General features: G+C 48.2%; 19 protein-coding genes. 8 read left to right on the top strand and 11 right to left on the bottom strand.

Translation table 11 applies throughout. From position 1 onward, the window contains the following. Positions 1-619: 619 nt before the first annotated feature. The 3 genes from U868_RS24815 (at position 620) to U868_RS0119915 (ending at position 2,113) form a co-directional block, all read left to right on the top strand. Positions 620-814 carry an excisionase gene (locus tag U868_RS24815; protein WP_240182747.1) on the top strand — a complete coding sequence of 65 codons (195 nt, stop codon included), beginning with the start codon at positions 620-622 and terminating at the stop codon, positions 812-814. Beyond that, positions 771-1,835 (top strand): site-specific integrase, encoded by a 1,065-nt coding sequence (locus U868_RS0119910; RefSeq protein ID WP_025154806.1) that lies wholly within the window; start codon positions 771-773, stop codon positions 1,833-1,835. Before U868_RS24815 ends, U868_RS0119910 begins: the two co-directional genes overlap by 44 nt. A gap of 80 nt (positions 1,836-1,915) precedes the next feature. Next, entirely contained in the window at positions 1,916-2,113 is a 198-nt protein-coding gene (locus U868_RS0119915) for a YpfN family protein (RefSeq protein WP_004239956.1), read from the top strand. On the opposite strand, the gene U868_RS0119920 is transcribed toward U868_RS0119915, so the two are convergent. The 5 genes from U868_RS0119920 to U868_RS0119940 form a co-directional block, all read right to left on the bottom strand. Then, positions 2,100-4,106: a tRNA(Met) cytidine acetyltransferase TmcA gene (locus U868_RS0119920; protein WP_025154807.1), complete on the bottom strand. Its 2,007-nt coding sequence runs from the start codon at positions 4,104-4,106 to the stop codon at positions 2,100-2,102. The genes U868_RS0119915 and U868_RS0119920 overlap by 14 nt on opposite strands. Positions 4,107-4,115: 9 nt before the next feature. Then, positions 4,116-4,568, bottom strand: coding sequence for a DUF441 domain-containing protein (locus U868_RS0119925; RefSeq protein WP_025154808.1), 453 nt, complete (start codon positions 4,566-4,568; stop codon positions 4,116-4,118). A gap of 103 nt (positions 4,569-4,671) precedes the next feature. Next, a complete protein-coding gene (ypfJ, locus tag U868_RS0119930; RefSeq protein ID WP_025154809.1) occupies positions 4,672-5,559 on the bottom strand; it encodes a KPN_02809 family neutral zinc metallopeptidase in 888 nt (295 codons plus the stop codon). A 161-nt stretch (positions 5,560-5,720) separates the two neighbouring features. Continuing rightward, on the bottom strand, positions 5,721-6,434 hold the full coding sequence (gene purC, locus U868_RS0119935; protein ID WP_025154810.1) for a phosphoribosylaminoimidazolesuccinocarboxamide synthase: 714 nt from the start codon (positions 6,432-6,434) through the stop codon (positions 5,721-5,723). A 153-nt stretch (positions 6,435-6,587) separates the two neighbouring features. Beyond that, complete coding sequence (locus tag U868_RS0119940; protein ID WP_025154811.1) at positions 6,588-7,418, bottom strand: YwqG family protein; 831 nt, start codon at positions 7,416-7,418, stop codon at positions 6,588-6,590. Positions 7,419-7,552: 134 nt separating this feature from the next. Between U868_RS0119940 and U868_RS0119945 the strand changes: the two genes are divergently transcribed. Next, a complete protein-coding gene (locus tag U868_RS0119945) occupies positions 7,553-8,707 on the top strand; it encodes an MFS transporter (RefSeq protein ID WP_025154812.1) in 1,155 nt (384 codons plus the stop codon). 21 nt (positions 8,708-8,728) lie between these two features. Here the strand turns inward: U868_RS0119945 and U868_RS0119950 are convergent, their stop codons facing one another. The 3 genes from U868_RS0119950 to dapA all read right to left on the bottom strand — a co-directional run bounded on the left by U868_RS0119950 (position 8,729) and on the right by dapA (position 11,988). Further along, positions 8,729-9,757, bottom strand: a complete 1,029-nt coding sequence (locus U868_RS0119950; protein ID WP_025154813.1) for a glycosyltransferase — start codon at positions 9,755-9,757, stop codon at positions 8,729-8,731. Positions 9,758-10,021: 264 nt separating this feature from the next. Continuing rightward, positions 10,022-11,071 (bottom strand): outer membrane protein assembly factor BamC, encoded by a 1,050-nt coding sequence (gene bamC / locus U868_RS0119960; protein WP_025154815.1) that lies wholly within the window; start codon positions 11,069-11,071, stop codon positions 10,022-10,024. A 17-nt stretch (positions 11,072-11,088) separates the two neighbouring features. Further along, entirely contained in the window at positions 11,089-11,988 is a 900-nt protein-coding gene (gene dapA, locus U868_RS0119965; protein WP_025154816.1) for a 4-hydroxy-tetrahydrodipicolinate synthase, read from the bottom strand. A 317-nt stretch (positions 11,989-12,305) separates the two neighbouring features. Here dapA and U868_RS0119975 point away from each other — a divergent pair, with 317 nt between their 5' ends. Both U868_RS0119975 and bcp read left to right on the top strand, forming a co-directional pair. Next, positions 12,306-12,848, top strand: a complete 543-nt coding sequence (locus U868_RS0119975) for an ACT domain-containing protein (protein WP_025154817.1) — start codon at positions 12,306-12,308, stop codon at positions 12,846-12,848. 37 nt (positions 12,849-12,885) lie between these two features. After that, positions 12,886-13,356, top strand: coding sequence for a thioredoxin-dependent thiol peroxidase (gene bcp / locus U868_RS0119980; protein WP_025154818.1), 471 nt, complete (start codon positions 12,886-12,888; stop codon positions 13,354-13,356). A gap of 113 nt (positions 13,357-13,469) precedes the next feature. On the opposite strand, the gene U868_RS0119985 is transcribed toward bcp, so the two are convergent. Beyond that, positions 13,470-14,594, bottom strand: a complete 1,125-nt coding sequence (locus U868_RS0119985; RefSeq protein ID WP_025154819.1) for an AI-2E family transporter — start codon at positions 14,592-14,594, stop codon at positions 13,470-13,472. Between the two features lie 134 nt (positions 14,595-14,728). On the opposite strand from U868_RS0119985, the gene U868_RS0119990 reads away from it, so the two are divergent. Both U868_RS0119990 and arsC read left to right on the top strand, forming a co-directional pair. Further along, positions 14,729-16,192, top strand: a complete 1,464-nt coding sequence (locus tag U868_RS0119990) for a tetratricopeptide repeat protein (RefSeq protein ID WP_025154820.1) — start codon at positions 14,729-14,731, stop codon at positions 16,190-16,192. Between the two features lie 11 nt (positions 16,193-16,203). Beyond that, positions 16,204-16,557, top strand: coding sequence for an arsenate reductase (glutaredoxin) (gene arsC, locus U868_RS0119995; RefSeq protein ID WP_025154821.1), 354 nt, complete (start codon positions 16,204-16,206; stop codon positions 16,555-16,557). A 39-nt stretch (positions 16,558-16,596) separates the two neighbouring features. Here arsC and U868_RS0120000 read toward each other — a convergent pair whose 3' ends face one another. Then, a complete protein-coding gene (locus U868_RS0120000) occupies positions 16,597-17,103 on the bottom strand; it encodes a contact-dependent growth inhibition system immunity protein (protein WP_025154822.1) in 507 nt (168 codons plus the stop codon). A 2-nt stretch (positions 17,104-17,105) separates the two neighbouring features. Continuing rightward, positions 17,106-22,397 (bottom strand): DUF637 domain-containing protein, encoded by a 5,292-nt coding sequence (locus U868_RS0120005; protein ID WP_025154823.1) that lies wholly within the window; start codon positions 22,395-22,397, stop codon positions 17,106-17,108. Positions 22,398-22,595: the final 198 nt, after the last annotated feature.

Consider the following 22,595-nt stretch of genomic DNA (forward strand, 5'->3'; position numbering starts at 1 on the left):
GAAGAGTTATATGGCGATGTCCCGCGCATTGAACTGTTTGCCAGGGAGAAATACGGCGACTGGGATGTGTACGGGGATCAGGTGGACGGAAGCGTAGAAATTAAATGAAAAGGAAATGAGAGATGAATAAGTTAATAATTATTGCTGCTGCAATATTATTTTTATCAGGCTGTACTGAACTCAAAGAAGGTTCTGCTATCGATATATACCATGACGACCAACGACATGTGACGTGCTATGTGTATAAGTCAGGATATGCTGGAGGTATTTCCTGTATCCCTGATAGTCAGCTACCTAATCATGATGGACATCGGCAACCGGCTGCTGGAAGCACAACTCTGAGGTGACCAATGACACCACAGGAAGCAGAGAACGGACGCAGACGAATAGCAAGGGAATGCTATCACGAACTTGAAGCGAACCGACCACTTAACGACGACAAACGCCGCACCATCCTACAGAGTTACCTCGAAAAGTTTACCCGGATGTTAACTGAATATCACTTTAAGCGATCGGTGCCTGCACTGTGGCTGAATGTGTACGTTCGCATGATAGAGAAGGAGAAGAAAGAATGCTGACTCTTGAAGAATGGAATAGTAGATTACCAATCCCGAGAAATATGGAAACCATACGAAGATGGGTGAGAAATGGTCAGATATGGCCTCCACCATTATTTGATGGGTACAGGTACCTCGTGGAAAACAATGCAGTTAAACACAGTGGAGTTCCTGATAAAAGTAAAAGTAATAACTTGTTGGAGCGAATAAATAATGGCACGGAAACGAAATCGAGAAAAACGAGATCTGCCACCTAATTTATATGTCCGAAATAACGGATATTATAGTTACAGAGACCCAAGGACGGGCAAAGAATATGGTCTCGGAAGAATAAAAAGAGACGCAGTAAATCAGGCAATTGATGCTAACATGAAATTAATGGATGTGAAGAATGAGAAATTAATTGACAGAATATCAAATACTGACATTGTTTTATTTCATGACTGGCTGAACTGCTATAATAAAATTATTTTATCCAGAGGTCTAAAAGAAAAATCGATCAGAGAGTACGAAGGTAAAATAAAAGCAATTAAGTCAATTTTTAATAACATCCCTATTAATGCAATCACTACCAAAGACATAGCTGGCGCTATTTCTTCATACACAGACAGAGGAAAAACAACCACGGCAAAGTTAATAAGAATATCTTTACTTGATATATTCAGAGAAGCCATTGCAGAAGGGCATATATCATTTAACCCTGTCGAGGCGACCAGAAACCCTAAAGCAGAAGTTAAGCGCTCGCGCTTATCTATTAGTGATTATATGAAAATACTGGAGGCATCAAAATCTCTTCAGCCATGGATGTCATTAAGTATGGAATTAGCGCTACTGACCGGACAACGAATAAGCGACATATGCAAGATGAAATGGGATGATATCAAAGATGGCATGCTTTGGGTTGAACAACAAAAGTCAGGGAATAAGCTTGCTATAGACATGACGGTAACGCTTGAATGCCGTGGTATATCTTTGGATGATGTTATTAAGAAATGTTATTCAGTATATGGCGAGTGTGATAATCTTATAGCATCCTCTTTCGGGAAAGAGATATCGACCACGACGGTTTCCAGAGGGTTCGTGAAAGCAAGAGAGTCCACATCAATCGGCTGGGGTGATAATCCGCCGAGCTTTCACGAGATCAGAAGTCTCGCGGCAAGACTATACACCGACGAAAAAGGCGGGGAGTTCGCCCAGCGCTTACTGGGTCACAAATCAGCTATGATGACCGCCAAATATCAGGACAATCGCGGCAGTGAATGGGTTAAGGTTCAGTAATGGTTTTGAACTAATTTTGAATGATATTGAATTATCATTTTTAATTATTTGATAAATATAAATAAAAAAAGGTAACAACAATGCATTGGTTAGCAGACTACTGGTGGGTCATCCTGGTACTGTTCGTCGGCGTGATCCTGAATGCCATTAAAGATCTCAAACGGGTGGATCACAAAAAATATCTGCAGAACCGCAGGGAACTGCCGCCTCACCGTGATAATAACGCGCAGTGGGATGATGAGGATGACTGGCCGGATAATAAATCTAAAAAGCCCTGATTTCCGCTGCTGTCTGCTGCGCCCACTCAGGGCGCAGTGTCTGCAGTATCACTGCCGTTTCCTGCCGCTGCGCATTAAGTAATGCCTTTTTCCCGCTGATATGCCGCGCTTTCAGTATCTCCGGCTGACCGGACAGCAACTGTGACAATTCCCCGGTCTGTGCCGGATATGCCCTTTGCAGAAGTACCAGTGCCGGCTCTGCCACTGCCTGTGGTTTGGCAGCATACGCAAACCCGGCGAGCATCCGCCATTCGCGTTCATTGAGTGATTCAGCCTGAACCGGCGGTACCGGTGAAAATCCCCATATCTGAGAAAAAACCGCGCAGTCGCGGACAAACTGCTGTTCTGCGGCATTTGCCAGTGTCTGTCCGGCAGACGTCAGCGGCAGCAACAGCATAGCGGTGTAACATCCGCTGCCTGCTTCCGGATGTGTGCCCGTGCGGGCAAAGCGAAAGCCGCAGGATGTCCAGAATGCAGCCAGTTCCGGAGTATAGCCGAAGCTGACGGACAGATAGTCCATACCGCTGTTTTTTGCCGCCTCAGCCGCCCGCTGTAATAACTGATGCCCCAGCGCGTTACGCCGGTAGCCTGCATGGACGGCAATACGGCTGATACGGCGCGAACGCAGTTGTGCCGCCTGCGGGAAGTAACTGTGCGCCGCCAGCGATTGTGCCAGCAGGTTTCCGCGCGGCCGCCGCGTACCCGCCCAGACAGATTGTGTCAGTTCCGCCGGTAAGCCGCCTTCGTCTGTCAGCCAGAGTGCCGCCGTCACCTGCTGCCGGTTTCGGAACAGCGCGAAATGCTGTCCCGGCGCATCCGCCAGCCGCCGTAAGTCCAGCGGGGACGTCCGGTAATGTGCCGCCGTCAGCAGGCCGTAAAACCCGGACAGTAAATCCGGGTCATCACATAACGCCTGCTGTGTCAGCGCCTGATATTCACACCCGCCCGCCGGGGTGACCTTTTCCGCCGGCTCGGTGAGCAGCAGTGCTTCATCCAGCCAGGATTCCGCCGGATCATGCTCTGCCCAGCGTACCGGCTGCGTCAGCGTCATTGCGGTAAACTGCGGCAGTGAATGACAAAATTTAAGCAAAAATCCCCGCCCGGTACCTTCATAGCCCTGAACAGTGGTCAGCAGCAGCACACGGGGAAATACCGCCGTAAAACGGGTAAGCAGCGGCAGCGGGATCATTGCCGCTTCATCAATCACCAGCCAGCCGTATGTGCTGACATCCGCCGTTTCCGCCAGTGTCAGTAAATTATCCGGAGCGATAAATTCCGTTTGTTGTGGATCATGAAGATAGCGCTGTATCACTGTAACGGCGGCTTTCGCCGGGGCACACAATAAATGACGGCCCGGCGCTTCTGCCAGGAACAGACCGGCCACAGCGGATTTGCCCCGCCCTCTGGCAGCGGTCAGACAGAATATGCCGCGTTCCGCGCAGCGGAGTTGCGCCAGTATCTGCTGCTGTGCCGCTGTCGGTGTGCCGTCCGGCGGCAGCCATTCAGGTTGCGGCGGCAGCAGTGTCATGTCAAATGGCCGGTCTTCATACCGGCAGAGATGGGCAGGATTGTTGAGTGTACGGGCGACGTGACGCATAAAGTGCGGCGCGGGGATCATCTGACCACCGTCATTCCAGCGCAGACTGTCCTCATCCGGCCGGGTCTGCCACTGTGATTCCGGCGGCAGCAGCAGGATCAGCCAGCTGCCTGCCTGCAATGTGCCTGTCAGCATAGCCAGTGCTTCGCTGTGCAGCCCGCGCCGGGCATCAAACACGCCGTGACGGAACTCCTGCCCCAGCAACAGACGGGCTTTTTCCGCCGGTATGCCGCCGGGCTGCTGAGCGGAAATCACCGGCCAGTCGCCGGGAGCCGCGTCCCTGATTTCCCGCAGCCGCGATTCACACCAGTCGTCGCTGCCGCTCAGTACCCACAGACGGCGGATACCCTGTATGCGGAGCTGTTCTGTGCAGGCGTGAAACAGTGCGGGTAACATAGAAAACCGCTACATCTTACCGACAAGCAGGGACAGGATCCCCGCCGCAATCAGCGGCCCGACCGGTACGCCCCTGAACAGCGCGACACCGATAATCGTCCCCACCAGCAACCCGGCAACGGTGGACGGCTGGTTACTCATCAGGGTGACTCCGCGGCTGCCGAGCCAGGACACCAGAATACCAATCGCTATCGCCAGCAATGATTTCCAGTTCAGAAAAGAGCCTAAAACGTCATTGGCGCTGATTTTACCGCTGGCAATCGGTGCCATCACGCCCACGGTCAGAATGAGGATCCCCAGCTTCAGGCCATATTTTTCCACAAACGGGAAATAGCCGTTGAGCGGGGTGATGCGCACCGCCAGCAGAAAAAGAATGGCCAGGGTTACTGTCATATTATTACTGATAAGCCCGAGCCCGGCTAAGACCAGGAGGATAATCAGGGTCGGGTCAATATTACTCATATCAGATCCTGCGTGTCGGGGGGAATGAAAGGCGCCAATAGTATGCCGTTATACGATGATAATCAAACTCTGCCGGTTTTGCAGGGAAAACCGGCAGAAAGGCTTATTTCAGTGCAGAAAATGTGTCACATTGCGCAATATCACCGCTGTCAAAACCGCGTTTGAACCACTCATAACGCTGCGCGGATGTTCCGTGTGTGAAGCTGTCCGGGATAACCCGTCCCTGACTCTGTTTTTGCAGACGATCATCGCCGATAGCCTGCGCCGCATTCAGGGCATTTTCCAGATCACCGTTTTCGAGGATCCCGGCTTTTTCCATCTCATGACCCCAGATCCCGGCAAAACAGTCAGCCTGCAATTCCATTTTCACTGACAGGCGGTTTGCCTCTTTCTGACTGCTGCGCTGCTGGCGCTCACGCACCTGACGATCGATACCGAGCAGATGCTGAACATGGTGTCCCACTTCATGAGCGACCACATAGCCCTGCGCAAAATCCCCGCCCGCCCCTAATTTGGTGCGCATATCATCATAGAAAGAGAGGTCGATATAGACTTTCTGATCGGCCGGGCAATAAAACGGCCCCATCACCGCCTGTCCCGCACCACAACCCGTCGGGGTGGCGCCCCGGTACAGTACCAGTTTCGGCTCACGGTACTGCCGGTTCATCTGTGCGAATTTCTGTCCCCAGACCGCTTCGGTTTCCGCCAGCATCACGCCGGTGAATTCCGCCTGTTTCTGTTCCTGTGCACTGCTCTGTGCCGGACGCTGCTGTGAAGTGGTCTGTCCGATATTGACCGGGTCACCGGTGACCAGGCCGGTCAGGTCAATGCCGTAAAAACCGGCCACGACCACGATAACGACCACAACCAGTCCGGCTTTGCCGCGCGGCAGCGGAATACGCGGACCACCCGCCGATCCGCCCGGAATTCTGCTCCCCGCACTGCGGCGGTCTTCAATATTGTCGCTCTGGCGACGCCCTTGCCAACGCATAATGATTCTCTGCTTATCGGATAATAGTCGGATAACCACATAGTACAGAGAAAATGAAGTGAGGAAAAATGCTTCTTTCTTTCAGGGGAATGATAAATCAGCTTAACGCCGGTGACAGGCGGGTTTTGTTATCACCGGCAATACATTCAGCAGAGGAATGATTAATCCAGCTCCACACCCAGACGGCGTGCCACTTCCTCATAGGCTTCAATCAGGCCGCCCAGGCTCTGACGGAAGCGGTCTTTATCCATTTTATTCAGCGTTTCTTTATCCCACAGACGGCTGCCGTCCGGTGAGAACTCATCACCGAGCACGACCTGACCTTTATACAGACCGAATTCCAGCTTGAAATCCACCAGAATCAGACCGGCGTCATCAAACAGGCGGGATAACACGTCATTGGCGATATAACTCAGACGTTTCATTTCTGCGAGGTTTTCCCGGCTGACCCAGCCGAAGGTTTCGCAGTAGGATTCATTGATCATCGGGTCATGTTTGGCGTCATTTTTCAGGAACAGGTCGAAGATGGGCGGATTCAGTACCATCCCCTCTTCCACGCCCAGACGTTTCACCAGCGAACCGGCAGCACGGTTCCGGATCACACACTCCACCGGCACCATATCCAGTTTTTTCACCAGAATTTCGGTATCGGATAACAGACGTTCCATCTGAGTCGGGATACCGGCTGCTTCCAGTTTACCCATAATAAAGTGGTTGAATTTATTATTGACCATGCCCTTGCGGTCAAACTGCTCGATGCGCTCACCATCCAGTGCTGATGTATCATTACGAAATTCCAGAATCAGCAGATCAGGATTATCCGTGGTGTAGACCGTTTTGGCTTTTCCACGATACAGTTCAGCATGTTTTTGCATCTTGCACTCTCCAGACAGGATTAATAATAGGCGTATCGCCTGACGCGGAATATTCTCCCTCAGAATGACACAATAAGCAATCGTTTGCGTAAGAAAAGATACAGACCCTGAAAGCGACCGGTGTGCGGCACATCCCGCACACCTTATCAATACTCAGGTGCAGTCCCAGTTATAAACCACACGGGAGAAATCCGCTTTTTTCAGATCGTCCGGACGGATAAAGAAGTTACCGATACCGCAGTCACCCCACAGGATATCGACATCACCACTGCCGGAATCGAGCTGCAGTAACAAAACATACGGCTTCAGTTCGTCACGGTATTCTCGCGGATCGGTCTGGGTAAATGCCGGATAACCGCCGATATGGTGCCCTTCTCCCGGGAAATGCTCATCATACGGCTCAACCCATTCCTCATAGAAATCTTCGCCTTCGAACTCATCCTCAAAATCATATAGTTCATCACGGTTGAAAATGGTGCGGCCAAATGCGGTGTCTCCGGTGCTGATATACTGCACCGACGGCGTAAAACGGATGCGGTACTGTCCGGTTACCGGCGAGAAATAGTTTTCATCTTCGCGGGCCGCCTGCACAGCACTGAAATCCTGATGCAATTGTGCCGGGTCTTCCGTGATCTCAGGGAAATAAAGGACACGGAAATCCGTCTGTTCCTGCGGATTGTCAAAGTCAGCACCATACAAATCATCACCGCCGTGATAAATCTGCAAAATACCGTTACGCGGATAATCCGGCAGCGGCGGCATCTGTGCAAAGTTAATCTGGATAAGCAGACTGAGCGGAACACCTTCACTGTCCAGCGGATAGCTTTCGGTCAGCGGCAGATAAGGTTTCCCGCCGACATGGCTTTCCCGCAGCGATAAATCATCAGCCGGTGTCAGCGTCATCTCTGCCACCGGTTTTTCCGTGGCACGGATGGCGTCAGCATAAGGCGCCAGAGCCGGAGGTAAACGGTTAAAATCAGCCATAGGGATACTTCACTCCGTTAGTATATTATTCAGCCCGTTTACACCATAATGAGGGTAACTTCCGTCTGAAAAAAAATGATTAATCATCCTATAATGATTCAGGTTATAAATGAATATAGTAAAGGTTATTGTGAATGAGTGATGTAATTGCAGTCATATCGCCTGCCGTACCGGCCCGGCGGGAACAGATGGCCACCCGTGCCCTCTTTTTTGTTGCCGGTTTTGCCTCTGCGGCCTGGGCGGCGCTGGTGCCGTTTGCCAAACTGAACACCGGCGTGAATGACGGCGTTCTCGGGTTATTGCTGCTCTGCCTCGGTGGCGGTGCGCTGGTGGCTATGCCGCTGACCGGTGTACTGACCACCCGTTTCGGCTGCCGCCCGGTGATGACCGTTTCCGTTATCCTGCTCAGTATTACCCTGCCGCTGCTGGCGGTCATTGATCACACCGGATTACTGGCTCTGACTCTGATCATCTTCGGTATGGGGATCGGGATCACCGACTGTGCCATGAATATTCAGGCCATTATTGTTGAAAAAGCCGCACCAAAACCGATGATGTCCGGCTTTCACGGATTCTACAGTGTCGGCGGCATTGCCGGTGCGGGAGCCATGAGCGGCTTTATGCTGGCGGGAATGGGCGTATTACAGGCCGCCGCTGCCGTGACGGCGATTTGTCTTCTGCTGCTGGCTCTCAGTTATAAAGGCTTGCTGGATTACGCCTGGCCGTCAGAAGGCCCGGCATTTGCTGTGCCTCGCGGTGCGGTATTACTGATAGGGGTTATCTGCTTTGCCACCTTTCTGGCCGAAGGCAGTGTGCTGGACTGGAGTGCGGTTTTCCTGACAGAGTATCGTCATGTGCCGGAAAGCATGGGCGGACTGGGCTTTGCCTGCTTCGCGGTGCTGATGTCCCTCGGGCGGCTGACCGGCGACAAAATTGTTGCCGTACTCGGACGGCCACAGGTGGTACTGTGGGGCGCTCTGCTGGCTGCCGGTGGTCTTTTGCTGAGTGTGCTGAGTGACAACTGGCTGTTGGCACTTACCGGTTACGGGCTGATCGGCCTGGGGTGTGCCAACGTGGTACCGGTGATGTTTTCCGCTATCGGCCGCCAGACCAGTATGCCGCAGGCCGTTGCCGTTCCGGCGGTAACCACTCTGGGTTATCTCGGTATTCTGGCAGGACCGGCGTCTGTCGGGCTGATTGCTTACCGCTTCACCCTGCCCGCCGCACTGCTGGCTGTGGTGGCGCTGTTATTGCTGGTCGCATTGCTGTCGCGCAAAGTCAGGATGTAACGGATAGCAAAACACCGGTCGTCAGACCGGTGTTGCTGTGTTCTCCGCAGCGTCTTTCAGAATCGCTTTCAGGCGCGGATAACGGCGTGCCAGCCGCCAGCGCAGCCGCAAATCTTTGGCGTTATCCCAAATCAGTGACCAGATCCCGCGATCAAACAGTTCGCGCACAATCTCCTGCTTCACCTCCGGCGATTCTATATCACAGATGGTGTGCAGGATCCCCAGCCCTTCTTTGGAAATCTGCCAGTAACAGGCCGGGATCTGCTTCACAATATCTGCATGACGCTGATTGATATCGTTCAGCATTTCCAGAATTTTCATGTAATTGTGAATTGTCCGTACCCGGATTTTATCATCCGGCGGTGTATGCGATACCGATTCGGAATGGATCAGATAATCGTAATAGCGTTCATCAATATATTCCACCCGTTCAGCGGTCAGCAGCAGTTCAGTTGTCCACGGAATGTCCTGATGGTGCAGGCCCGGCTCAAAGTAATAGCCGTGCTCACGCAGAAAATCAGTGCGGTACAGGTTCAGCCAGGTGACATGCAAAAATTTCCGGGAGTTAAGTGCCCGTTTCAGCCAGTCCGGTCCGGAAATAACGCCGGTGGAACGCAGACGATCCGGCGGGAAAATCGGTTGCGGTTCACGTCCGTCTTCATAAATATAGGAACCGTTGCAGGTTACCACATCCAGCTTTCCGGCAAGGGCAATGTCCAGCAGACGACCGTACATCTGCGGGTGAATAACATCATCAATGTCCGGAAAAGTGACGTACTTTCCTTTTGCGGCGGCAAAACCGGTATTCCGTGCCACAGAAACGCCCTGATTTTCCTGCTCCAGGACAGTGACTGAGGGAAATTTATCCTGCCATTCGCGCAGTACAGCATCCGTATTATCTTTGGAGCCGTCATTAACCAGGATCAGCTCGCAGGAAGGAAGTGTTTGTTTCAGCAGGCAGTCAAAAAACTGAGGAAGAAATTTTTCCCCGTTATAGACCGCAACAACAATGCTCAGTAAAGGTTGTGAAGAGTCTGAAAATACGTTCATGGCAGCCCGGTCAGTTACAAGTAGCCTGATATTCAGCAGACTGTGCGGCTGAATACGGCAATAAAATAGTTATAATTTTTAAATATAACCGGACAGTCTGATATAAACGTGGCTGATAATGCGGAATGACAGGCAGAGAATAATAATTTATCTTATAAATTATCAGTTTATGTATCAATTCATTACAGAATAAAAAAATACCGGCCATTAACAATGACCGGTATCAGTAATTATATCTGCACACTTATATGTCGTGTAAATATATTATTTTACAGATGATTTGCTGAATGCCGCTTCCAGTGCTTTCACCATTTCATCGTTTTCTTTCTGTGTCAGCGGTTTCCCTTTGGCACTGATAAACTGCAGGCTGCTGCGGTTATCGAGATCACCGACCTGTAAGGTGTAATCACCTTCGGCCACTGACGGATCATCCATACCCAGGCTGCTCCACTCTGCAGAACTCAGCCCTTTGTATGTCACTTCAATGTTCCCGGTGGAACGGGTACGGTCACCCACTTTCATGCCGACACTTTCCAGCACAACAGGCAGACGGGACCAGACCACATCAAACGGCGCACGGACAATAATCTGTGGCAGACCGGTCTTATCACTGCCGCTCTGAACATCCGGCGCGGTATACTGTGACGCATTGGTTTCCTGACGCGCGGCATTACGCATACGGTCAAGGCCGTCCACCAGCTCATTAAGTGTCAGGTTGTTATAACGGGTGATTTCCGTTTTGTCTGTCACCGGGTTTTCACCCTGCTTCAGACCCTCGCTGGTCACGATAACCGCCACCTGTGAACCGGCCGGTTCGATTTTGATGCGCTGGCGCGACTGTAACGGCAGATCTTCATCCGCACGCTGCCAGACAATCCAGTCAGTGACAATCACGCCACCGGCTTCATCACGCTGGCTGACCGGCACTGAGCGATCGGCCAGAACGCGGTTGATCTGTGCCCACAGCGTTCTGTTTTCCGCTGAATTCTCCAGCAGAAGACGGCTTGCGTCCCCTGCTGTTTCAGTACGGGAACCTGCTAACAGGCTGACAGTCTGTACCGGCGGACGGATGTCCAGCGCCAGACCGGTCGCACCATCCTGCTTAACCTGAGGAATATCATACTGACCGCTCTGCAACGGCAGGATCATCCCCTGAGGAACATTCAGCGCCTGTAACTGCGGCGCATCCAGGTACGAAGTATCGCCGCTGACCTGACGCTTGTAGTGCTGATCGCCGGAGCAGGCTGCCAGTAATAAAACCACGGAAAGACCAGCGAGCTTCGTAACCTTTGATTTTTGCAGTAGTGTTGCCATTCAGATTCCCTAAAATATTATCGTATGCCCGCCGTCTTCATGGCACGGCCGACCGTATTCTGCCCCGCTTCCGTGAGCGGTAACAGCGGCAGACGCAGTGTCTGCTCTGCGATCAGACCGAGCTGATGACAGGCCCATTTTACCGGTGACGGGCTTGGCTCACAGAATAATGTGTGATGCAGGTCCATCAGTTGATTATTAATCACACGCGCACGATCAAAATCCCCGCGCAGGGCAAGATCAAACATCTGTGCCATTTCTGCCGCAGCCACGTTGGCTGTCACAGAAATCACACCTTTGCCGCCCAGGAGGGTGAAATCCAGTGCTGACGCGTCATCACCGCTGAGCAGAATGAAGTTTTCATCATTCACCAGGGTTTTGATTTCATTCACACGGCTTAAGTTCCCGGTCGCTTCTTTAATTGCGACAATATTGTCCAGTTTTGCCAGCCGGGCAACAGTTGCAGGTAACATATCACAGCCGGTGCGCGTTGGCACATTATACAGAATTTGCGGTAATGCGGTATTCTCTGAAATCACTTTAAAGTGCTGATACAGACCTTCCTGTGACGGACGGTTGTAATACGGGGTGACGGTCAGACATGCCGCCACACCGCTGTTTTCAAATTGTTCCGTAAACCAGACGGCTTCGTTGGTTGCGTTCGCGCCGGTACCGGCAATCACCGGAATACGGCCTTCCGCGAACGCCAGTGTCGCCAGCACCACATCAACATGTTCCTGATGTGACAGGGTGGCGGACTCCCCGGTGGTTCCGACAGCCACAATGGCGGACGTACCTGCCGCGACATGGTAATCCACTAATTTCCGGAGCCCCGCCTTATCAACACGACCCTGTGTGTCCAGTGGTGTAACCATCGCAACAATACTGCCTTTTAAAACATCATTTATGTGTGACATGGACGAAACCCTCATAATCGGATAAATATAGGACAACATTTTAATGGTACTTGTTCGGAGCGCAGAAAAAAACACCCTAACTGTACGTTTTTAATGAATTTTGTTAATACCCGGCGGCGCACCTTAAAAAGAAGTAATAATGCCCGCTTTTTTCACCGGTAAAACGGCGGAACACATGATAACGTGTCTGTATCCGGCAGGTTTGATATGCCGCAATCATTTGATTATTACCGCAGAGTACACAACAGGTTATTGCTATCGGCCTTATCTTTCTTTATGTTTAACAGATTCACGGTGTCATGAAGAGGAATGTGGGTTTGCCGCAACGCGATCAGCAATATCTGGTTATCACTGCACTGGGACGGGATCGCGCAGGGATTGTGAATGCGATTACCCGTCATGCCGGCGAGTGTGACTGTAATATCGAAGACAGCCGCCTGGCGATTTTCGGTGAGGAGTTCACGTTTATTATGATGCTGTCAGGCAGCTGGAATGCTATCGCCATGCTGGAGGCGACTCTGCCGGTACTGGCAGCGGAGCTTGACCTGCTGACGGTCATGAAACGGACACAGCGCGGGCATCAGCCTGCGGCCACCACCGGTGTCAGTGCACAGGTCACCGTACCTGATGCCGCCGGGCTGGTGGAACGCTTTACTAATCTGTTTATGAGACTGGATTACACCCTGGCTGAACTGGTGTCCAAAACCCGGCCGGAGGAGGAAACAGACGCCGTACTGCTGGAGATTCAGATCACCGCGCATCACCCGACAGGGGAAAACAACGCGGTGCTGCAGCAGCAGTTTTACCGCCTTTGTGCTGAGTTACAGGCCGAAGGCACTATTACCCTGATGAATCATTAATGTTTGTGTTTATTATTACGTTTACGGAGAGTGTGTAATGAGCCCATTGAACGCCGGTGATAAGGCGCCCCTGTTCAGCCTTCCCGACCAGGATGGTGAATCAATCAGCCTGGCCGATTATGCCGGTCAGCGTGTGCTGGTATATTTTTATCCCAAAGCCATGACGCCGGGCTGTACTGTCCAGGCATGCGGTCTGCGCGACAATATGGATGAACTGAAACAGTTCAATGTTGAAGTGCTGGGGATCAGTACAGACAAACCCGAAAAACTGTCCCGTTTCGCGGAAAAAGAGTTGCTGAATTTCACTCTGCTGTCAGATGAAGACCACGCGGTTGCGCAGGCATTTGGTGTCTGGGGTGAAAAACAGTTTATGGGGAAAACCTATGACGGTATTCACCGCATCAGCTTCTTAATCGGTGCTGACGGTAAAATCGAGCATGTTTTTGATAAATTCAAAACCAGCGACCACGACCAGGTTGTGCTTGAATACCTCAAAGCTCACAGCTGATTAATCAGTCTGCCCCGCTATAAACACCATCTTACCCATGGTGTTTTTTTATGGCTGTTATCTGATATAAAAACACCGGCATCATCATACCGGTGTTTTTTTATCGTGTCAGATTACGCCTGCCCGGACATATTGTTATCCGGTACGGTTTTGTCCGGTATGGTTTTGTCCGGTATTGTGTCGTCCGGCGCTTTCTCTTCCGGCCAGGAGTGGATCACGGCTTTAATCAGCGTTGCCAGCGGGATAGCAAAAAACACGCCCCAGAATCCCCACAATCCGCCGAAAATAATAATCGACAGAATAATCACCAGCGGATGCAGATTCACCGCCTCAGAAAAGAGGATCGGTACCAGGATATTGCTGTCCAGCCCCTGCACCACCAGATAGGCGATAAACATCGTCCAGAAATCCGAATCCAGTCCCCACTGGAACAGCCCGACCAGAACCACCGGCACCGTCACAATCACGGCCCCCACATACGGGATAAGGACCGACAATCCGACCAGCACACCCAGCAGCAGAGCATAATTCAGGCCGACCACCGCGAAAACGATATACGTACAGACACCAACAATAATCATCTCGGTGACTTTGCCGCGGATATAGTTAGAAATCTGCTGATTCATCTCCACCCACACTTTCCCGGCCAGTGAGCGGTTACGCGGCAGAATACGCTGAAAACCGCGCAGCAGCTGTTCTTTATCTTTCAGTAAAAAGAACACCATCAGCGGCACCAGAATCAGATAAATCGTCAGCGCCAGTAATCCCACCAGTGATGCCAGCGACATTTTCACCACCGAATCCCCGACCGAGAGCAGCTTGCTGCGGGCATTATCGAGGATCATATCCATCAGCCCGACATCCATCAGTGCCGGGAAACGGTTCGGCAGTTCGCGGGCGAACTCATTGAAACGGCTGAACATATTCGGCATATCCAGCAGCAGGTTGCGCCCCTGTCCCCAAACCGTCGGCGCGAGGATAAAGATCACCAGTACACTGACCCCGATAAACAGCGTCAGGATCAGCATAATCGCCAGCTTACGCGAACAGCCGCGCTTTTCCATCTGATGAATCGGCCACTCCAGCAGATACGCCAGCACAATCGCCACCAGCAGCGGCGCTAAGATACCGCTGAAAAAATAAATAATTCCGAAACCCGCCAGTAAAATAACGGTCAAAGCAACTGCCTGCGGATCGGCAAAACGTCGCCGGTACCACTGAATAATTAAATCTAACATGACCTGCTCCCGGGATTAACGGCAAAATATGACAAATCCTGCCCACCGGGCAGACTGTGTGAGGATTTTACTTGAGTGTTTGCTATGATACACGAATTATTACCAGTGATAATCAACGGGGAAAGCGTCATCCTATGAATACGTTTCTGAAAAAACCGTTAGCCGTCTTACTGAGCCTTGCTCTGACCTTCCCGGTGCTGCCTGCCGCACAGGCTGCCGTTGAGGATGCGTTACCGGAAATCGGCACCACCGCCGGTGGTACACTCAGTATCGGACAGGAAAACCTGATGGGTGATTTTTATCTGCGGATGATCCGCAGCAGCTCCCCGATGGTCTATGATCCTGTTTTACTGCAATATATCAATAATCTCGGCCAGCGCCTGGTCTCAAACGCTGACTCGGTCAAAACCCCGTTTAATTTTTTCCTGATTGCCAACCCGAATATTAACGCCTTTGCCTTCTTCGGCGGCAATGTGGTGCTGCACACCTCTCTGTTCCGCTACAGTCTGACAGAAAGTGAGCTCGCTTCTGTCATGGCGCACGAAATCGCTCACGTCACCCAGCGCCACCTCGCGCGGATGATGGAAGATCAGCAGAACAAAGCGCCGCTGGCCTGGGCTGCAACACTCGGTTCTATCCTGCTGCTGATGACCGGCACGCCGGTCGGTGCCGCCGCCATGACCTCGACCATGGCCGGGATCCAGCAGAACATGATCAGCTTTACACAATCCAACGAGCAGGAAGCGGACCGCATCGGCATGGGCACACTGAGCCGCGCCGGGTTTGACCCGCAGGGTATGCCGGACTTTATGACCATCATGGTGGATATGTCCCGTTACAGCTCCAAACCGCCGGAAATGCTGCTGACCCACCCCCTGCCGGACAGCCGTCTGGCGGATGCGCGTAACCGCGCCAGTCAGATGCCGCGTAAAAACCCGCCGCAATCCTTTGATTTCCTGCTGGCGCGCGCGCGGGCAATGGCAATGTACGGCGGACAGCCGCTGCGCAATGCAACTGACCAGATGATTGAAAACTACAGCAAAGGCAACAATAAGGAGCAGATGGCGGCAGATTATGCCCGTGCCATTCTGCTCTACCGCGATAACAAATATGAACCGGCCTCACAAATTCTGACGAAATTGCTGGCTGCCGATCCGGACAATGTCTGGTTTATCGATGTGATGACTGATGTGGATATCGGCCTGAACAGAACCTCTCAGGCGGTAACCCGGCTGGAAAATGCCCTGAAACGGGAACCGGGGAATTCGGTGTATCAGATAAACCTCGGCAACGCCTATATTCAGAATAAACAGTATGATAAAGCAACGAAGATCCTGCGTAATTATACCTTTGATCATCCGGCTGACCCGAGTGGCTGGGATCTGCTGGCAGAAGCAGGCGGAAAAGCCGGCCGCCGCACGGATGAACTGGCCGCCCGGGCGGAATATCAGAACTTAATGGGTAACTTTGACGGTGCTATCCGCAGCCTGACCGAAGCCGCCCGGCAGGCGAAACCCGGCAGTTATGATCAGGCCCGTTATGATGCGCGGATAGACCAGATCCGCCAGTTACAGCTGCAATTCAAACAATTTAAATAATGAGGAAAACCATGACTGACACGGTCACCATCTGGCACAATCCGCGCTGCTCCAAGAGCCGTGAAACCCTGGCACTGCTGGAAGAACACTGCGTGTCTCCGGCAGTAATGCTCTATCTGGACACCCCGCCGTCAGTAGCGGAAATCAAAACCGTACTCCGCGAACTGAAATTTGACGATGCCCGCAAACTGATGCGCACCAAAGAAGCGCTTTACAGTGAGCTGGGGCTCGCGGCGGTCACTGATCAGGAAACACTGATTCAGGCAATGCATGATAACCCGAAACTGATTGAGCGCCCTGTTGTCATTAAAGGCAAACAAGCCCGTCTCGGCCGTCCGCCGGAGCAGGTACTGGAGATTATCTGAGCCTGATCATCTGTCCCCGGTGACCGCCGGGGACAGAGCTCAGAATTGCCTTCCCTTACAGCGGGAAAACGCCTCGATAACGGCATAGCCCAACTCGTCATCTGAAGCCGATACCGGAATAATGACATAATCAGTTTCTGATATACCATCACCGCTCCAGGATTCAAGCTTAACGTGATTTAGAGGTCTTATTGTAATAAGATCGTCAAGTTGTACTATACTGCATTTATTCATTTGTTTAAAAACTGATTTTTTATTTTTGTATCCACGTAATTTGATGATATTTTTTATCCATCCTTCATATCTTTCTTTTACTTTTTTATAGTCAAAGAAATCATAATTTCCCGGATCTACTATCCGGCTTTGTTTTAGGCTTTTCTTTAAACATGAACCGAGCATTTCCGGCGTTACATCTTTTGATAACAGACAAGACTCAAATAAATTATCCACAATTAAAATACCATGCCCGGACATGGTATCAACGTGATAAAAATCGCCATTAAAACCTATTTTGGCATTTAACCCCTGTTCAGTACTTTGGTCCATCTTTATTCACCTTTTATAATGGTTATTTTAATCTCTATATTCTTATCATTCGCATTCTTTACTGAGCTATTAATTGAATTCCATTGCTCTGACGTAGTTTTCTCTGGGAGGCCAATGTATAATATTTTTTTATTTATCATATTAGGTTTTAAAGATACCCCTCCCTTATCGTCTTCGGAGAACTGAGTCATCTTATTAACATAGCTATTAATGGTATATTTTATGGCATCAGGTTTATTTAGTCTACTATCTGTTTGAGTGTTAATAGTTTTTACGCTAATCGCTATTTTATCTTTACTGTCATAATAATCAAAGGTTTTGAATCCATCCGGAAGTTTTGAGCCTGCCGGTAATTGTGTACCGATATAATGCTCAAACGGCATACCCTGCTGGTTGACAGAGGAACCTGACTGATACCATTTCATCGGGATTTTATTGCCCTTTTTATCGGTGGTATAGATTTGATTTAAATCTGCATAACTGACTTTTCTGATGTGTTTATGCATTCTGGCAGGATTACCTCTCCTGCCATTCACAGATGACATCAGGATACTGTCGATAATAATTTCGGCAGTTGCTTTTTCCAGACCGGTAAAATCTGCTATATATTCCGCATATTGATTACGGACAAAATCATCAATATCATCATGTCGTTCAGTTTCACTGTAAGTAAAAAGCAGTACTTTTTCAGATGCAACTGACCAGGGATAATAACGAATGCCGTCATCCGCTTTTGTCACCCAGTAATTTGTCAGTAAATTATCTTCAAGATACGTCTCCGGATATTTTGTCATTAACGCATCAAAACGTAATTTATCCGGTGAATTTACAGATTCCTGTACAGTACAGTTGATCAGACGGCAACCTGCTGCAAGCAGGCGCTCTTTTTTAAAATTATCACCGTCAGCCAGTTCATCTATCGCCTTTAATTCCTGCAAATGAAACTGACGGTTATAACGTTCAACGATCTCAGCAGCATCCGCCGCAGTGGTCAGCCCGTTGATATGGCCTGTTGCAATCAATCCGGCAACAGCACCTGTCATCCGGGCCAGCTGTGCCTGTTGTTCGTGTTCCTGCACTGTCTGATCTAAAGAATCGCCTAATATAATACCGGCTGCCGACGCCGCCAGCGCTCCTGTAACCGCTCCCCTGACACTCCGGTTGGTCAGCTCGGCTCTGACAGCGGCAACCGCAGCATGCGTAATTGCTTTGCCCGGCTCCGTTAATATTTCACCGTGGTCACCAATTAATTTTGCGCCCTCAGCACTAAACTGATTTCCCGTGTTACTGAGAAGCGCAGTAATAAAGTTCTCCCTGAAGCTTGTTTCTGATACTGCCGAGCCCACCGCCGAGCTGATTACGGACTGTGCGGAAACACGTTGTGCAACCTTGTGCCAGTCTCCGTCACTCAGTAACGGGATCCGCGATTGTGCCGGATTTCCGTTCTGCCAGCCCATCGATTTATCCAGACCATTGAACGCCCCTCCGACAACCATCTGACCAATAACAGATTTAATACTTTCACTACGTCCCAGTGACTTAAATGTTTCAGATAAATCGCCTTTATTCTCTGCCAGTGCAACCGCAGCCTGTGTTGTCAGTGCTATCATTCCGGAATGCGCGGCTCCGGAAATAACAGCGGCAGCCGTTCCTGTGGCTGCGGAAGATGCGGTACTCCCCGCCCATACGGCCAGCCCGGAGCCCGATGTCGCAGCGGTGACGGCGACAGCCAGAACAGCCGATGCAACCGGATTAAGGTGCTGCTCTTTATAGTCCCAGCGCTGATAGGCATCAGCGACCCGGTTCCACTGAACATCATCACGGGTTATCAGTTCTTTCAGCCAACCGGTTCCGGTATGGCTGCTCAGCATCATTGCGGATTCTTTAAATTCAGGAATGCTGAATGTTTTACTATCTGCGGTTATGCCTTTTGCTGCATCAACAGATAAATTTCCGCCGTAATAAATCTGCGGCAACCGCCAGCGGCTAAGCGAGTGACCCTGATCCCGGCGGGTAATGTAGAAACCCTTTGAATGGCTGATGGTTTGCTCATAAAGTGAGTCGTTAATGGCTTTAAAATTAATTTTTCCTGAGATACTTTTCAGCCTGGCATTTTTAGCTGCTGAAATTTTTGCAGCTTCAAGTGTGATATCATCCAGGGCGATTAAATTAATATCTTCTTTCGATGTAAATTCTGTCGTTTTATTTTTTACTTCATGTTTTACCTTTGTAACCTCTTTTTTTGTTATACAGAATGTCCAACGATTACATTTCTTTCTCTTATCTTCATAATGACTCGTTTCTTCCATTGCCTGTGCATATAAATATCCGCCCTTTGCCGAGATATCCATTACTCCATCTGAGATAAGTTCAGCACCCTGAAATAAAATACCGCCTTCAGATAATAGTGTTAATTTATTCTTGCTTTTTACCAGTGTGCTGACATGGCGATATGTATCTTCCAGATAATCACGTTTTTTCTGACGATAGTGTATTTTTTCAGATCCCAACTGAATATTTCCACTGCTATGAATATATATATCATCATCAGAGGAGAGTATTGCTGCATGCAGATTAACATCACCTTCCGCCACTAATGTGATATTTTTCTTTGCTGTAAGATAAGAACTTACATAGCGATTATCAATGTAATCATCATAAGAATACCTTATTGCTGAATAGGGAATTCCTGTCAGGTTAAATCCCCCGCCAGAAAACAACAATAAAGATTCATCGGCATGCAGGCCTGCATTCAATAAATTCACATCTCCGGCAGAGTTAATAATAAAGTATCTTTCTGAATGAATGCGTATTTTAGGCCTTAAATATCTTGCATAGATATCACTGCGGCCTTCCCATTTTTTATCAAAGGTAATATCTACATTTCCTCCGGAATAAAGACCTATATTATTTTTGCTGCTGATATCTGTACCGTTAATAGCAATATCACTTCCGGCATTCAGGGTTATATAATCTGAAAGCGCCCATTCCTGAAATTTATCTGACAGTGATTTTATTTCATAATCCGTCCTTTTTGTCGATATTCCTGATATCGCTTTCTGGTCAAAATCAATCAGTATATTTTTACGGGAAGATAAATCCACATGACTATTTAACGTAAATGCTATATTTCTGAATGTAATATCCCCTCCTGCATCTGCATAAATACCACCAGGTGCATGTAACAGAGGCAGAGCAGAAATGTTAGATGTAAATACAGGTCGGATTCCTGTTGAGTATATTATATCGCCTTTCTTTGCAATAAGAGACAGTTCACCGGACTTTATATTTGTATTTTCAAGTTCAATACTATCTGCTGTTAATGATAATGACTTACCCGCGACCAATGTACTTTCACGTGAATATATTTTCTCTTTAGCCTTAACATTTAAGTTATTAATTGCACCTATTTTTGACTTCAAATCTATTGATGAAGAGTTTAACAATATGTTTTCTGCAGCCAAATGATGACTAAAACTATCTCTGACAATCTCATTTACCGGATAGTGTTTTTCAGGGATCTTACTCTCTATATTAATTTTATTGCTATAATCTATAATCAGATTTTCTGAACTTACAGATGGACTGTCAGCCGCACCATGGCTAATCCATGTATAAAATTGCTCCTTTTTCTGAAAGGGAATTTTAATATCATTAACCATTACCCCGGGAGGAATGGTATCCGGCTCAACAGAAAAACGCAGCCATTCACTGTTAATATCTTCCGGCTCATATCTTTCCCATAGTTTTAAAATACCCAGATCATGATTTTTAATATTGATATTCTTGCCGGTTAAAACTATATTTTCTCCGGCAGATAAAAATGAATCATTATTGTCAAAATGATTCGCATTTATATATAAATTTTTACCGGAATCTATATACGCAGGATGATAATCACTCTTATATCTCACTGCATATTTTTCAACATTAACACTGTCATTAGTTAAGAAATCTATTTCTTCAAACCATTTTTCATATTTAAAGTTTTTTAATTCCGGATATGTAATCAGCAATCCATCTCGCCGCCACATCGGTAAATAACGTAACTGATTCCCGACGCTACGCACTTCGGTAGATTCAGCCGGAATTTTAAAAAACTCAACAGGCTCAGAGTTACTGACGTTAGTTAATGTCTTCGCTTTTATAATTAAATTACCACGTTCAGACTTTAGTAAAGCTGATTTATTAACAACACTCCTGCTAAAATCACCTTCCGGATTTTTTTGTATCCATAAATTTTCCTCTGCCTGTATAATTGCTTCGTGGCCCTGATTATTAACAACATCAGAAAAAACACGTAAATTACCTTTTGATATAACCTCTCCGGCATTTAAAATATCATTTGATATAAGAGTAGTATCACGACCGAAAGCAACCTTTACTTTATCTTTTATAATAACATTGTCGGCTATTACTCTTATTCTTTCTTTTGACGTTATATCTCCTGATAATAATACCGATTTTTTTGCTGTTACACTTATACCATTATTAACAGACTCAATATTATTTAGTTGTACATTTCCATCACTGCTTGTATTAATAATGTGGATTTTTTCAGCCGAAATTCCACCACCCTCAGTCATATTTACTGATGATGATTGATTTACCATAAAACCGGATATAGATTCCTGAATGCCATCCTGGTAATTAATTTTATTTGCACCATTTATAATAACAAGATTTTTTGCATTTATCTTTCCATTTATTTTCGTATCAGCGCTGATAAGATTAGTGTTTTTTTGTGCATATGTATCCATCCCTTTTTTATTTATCGTGATTGTTCCATTTCTTACATTGAGAGATGAAAATTTATTTTTAGGATTAAAATTCACATTCCCCGTGGCAAGTGTAATATCTGGCGCGTTAATAAAATTACAACTATCACAGGTAATGCCATTAGGATTAGCAATAATAATTGAAGCTGGATTACCGGAAATCTCCATAATCCCCGATAAGTCAGAAGTAGCCCCACTGATTACCTCATTAATAATTAAACTGGCACTACTCCCCCGTAAATTTATATTTTTCTCTATTTTACCTACCAGATAAGATTGACTGTCTTCTGTTCCGTTATTTAATACCACGCCGATTTCAGAAACATTAAATTTACTGTATTGATTATGTGATAATCCATTTCCATCTGGCGTTGAAATATTAATAATAGTTACATCTCCTTTGACATTTACCTTTAAACGGTTATCAGACTGAATTATTTCCGATGCATATAGATCACAGTAAAAAACAGAAAATAATATAATGAATAATTTTTTTACCTGGCTGGCAAAGCACATAACACCTCCGGCGTGTTAATTGAGAAACACAGTAATACACTCCCCGGAAGATATCCTATGAACAATCGTTGCTGATACTCATGATGACCTTATCAATAATGATTTATTCATTTTTAAAATAACAATCCTGTATATGGTTATATTTATTAATAATTAAATTTTATTTTATGCTCATGTTCTTTTTATGAAATCGTCATT

Origin of the sequence: Morganella morganii H1r, assembly GCF_000633515.1 — a bacterium.
In the GTDB taxonomy this organism is placed as follows: domain Bacteria; phylum Pseudomonadota; class Gammaproteobacteria; order Enterobacterales; family Enterobacteriaceae; genus Morganella; species Morganella morganii_B.

Excerpts from the sequence above, each read along its gene's own strand:
- U868_RS0120005 (WP_025154823.1), bottom strand. The coding sequence starts at position 22,397 with ATGTGCTTTGCCAGCCAGGTAAAAAAATTATTCATTATATTATTTTCT.
- bamC (WP_025154815.1), bottom strand. The coding sequence starts at position 11,071 with ATGGCAACACTACTGCAAAAATCAAAGGTTACGAAGCTCGCTGGTCTT.
- U868_RS0119920 (WP_025154807.1), bottom strand. The coding sequence starts at position 4,106 with ATGTTACCCGCACTGTTTCACGCCTGCACAGAACAGCTCCGCATACAG.
- U868_RS24815 (WP_240182747.1), top strand. The coding sequence starts at position 620 with ATGGAAACCATACGAAGATGGGTGAGAAATGGTCAGATATGGCCTCCA.
- U868_RS0119950 (WP_025154813.1), bottom strand. The coding sequence starts at position 9,757 with ATGAACGTATTTTCAGACTCTTCACAACCTTTACTGAGCATTGTTGTT.
- U868_RS0119985 (WP_025154819.1), bottom strand. The coding sequence starts at position 14,594 with ATGTTAGATTTAATTATTCAGTGGTACCGGCGACGTTTTGCCGATCCG.
- arsC (WP_025154821.1), top strand. The coding sequence starts at position 16,204 with ATGACTGACACGGTCACCATCTGGCACAATCCGCGCTGCTCCAAGAGC.
- U868_RS0119915 (WP_004239956.1), top strand. The coding sequence starts at position 1,916 with ATGCATTGGTTAGCAGACTACTGGTGGGTCATCCTGGTACTGTTCGTC.
- U868_RS0120000 (WP_025154822.1), bottom strand. The coding sequence starts at position 17,103 with ATGGACCAAAGTACTGAACAGGGGTTAAATGCCAAAATAGGTTTTAAT.
- dapA (WP_025154816.1), bottom strand. The coding sequence starts at position 11,988 with ATGTCACACATAAATGATGTTTTAAAAGGCAGTATTGTTGCGATGGTT.
- U868_RS0119945 (WP_025154812.1), top strand. The coding sequence starts at position 7,553 with ATGAGTGATGTAATTGCAGTCATATCGCCTGCCGTACCGGCCCGGCGG.
- U868_RS0119925 (WP_025154808.1), bottom strand. The coding sequence starts at position 4,568 with ATGAGTAATATTGACCCGACCCTGATTATCCTCCTGGTCTTAGCCGGG.
- U868_RS0119940 (WP_025154811.1), bottom strand. The coding sequence starts at position 7,418 with ATGGCTGATTTTAACCGTTTACCTCCGGCTCTGGCGCCTTATGCTGAC.
- ypfJ (WP_025154809.1), bottom strand. The coding sequence starts at position 5,559 with ATGCGTTGGCAAGGGCGTCGCCAGAGCGACAATATTGAAGACCGCCGC.
- U868_RS0119990 (WP_025154820.1), top strand. The coding sequence starts at position 14,729 with ATGAATACGTTTCTGAAAAAACCGTTAGCCGTCTTACTGAGCCTTGCT.
- purC (WP_025154810.1), bottom strand. The coding sequence starts at position 6,434 with ATGCAAAAACATGCTGAACTGTATCGTGGAAAAGCCAAAACGGTCTAC.
- U868_RS0119910 (WP_025154806.1), top strand. The coding sequence starts at position 771 with ATGGCACGGAAACGAAATCGAGAAAAACGAGATCTGCCACCTAATTTA.
- bcp (WP_025154818.1), top strand. The coding sequence starts at position 12,886 with ATGAGCCCATTGAACGCCGGTGATAAGGCGCCCCTGTTCAGCCTTCCC.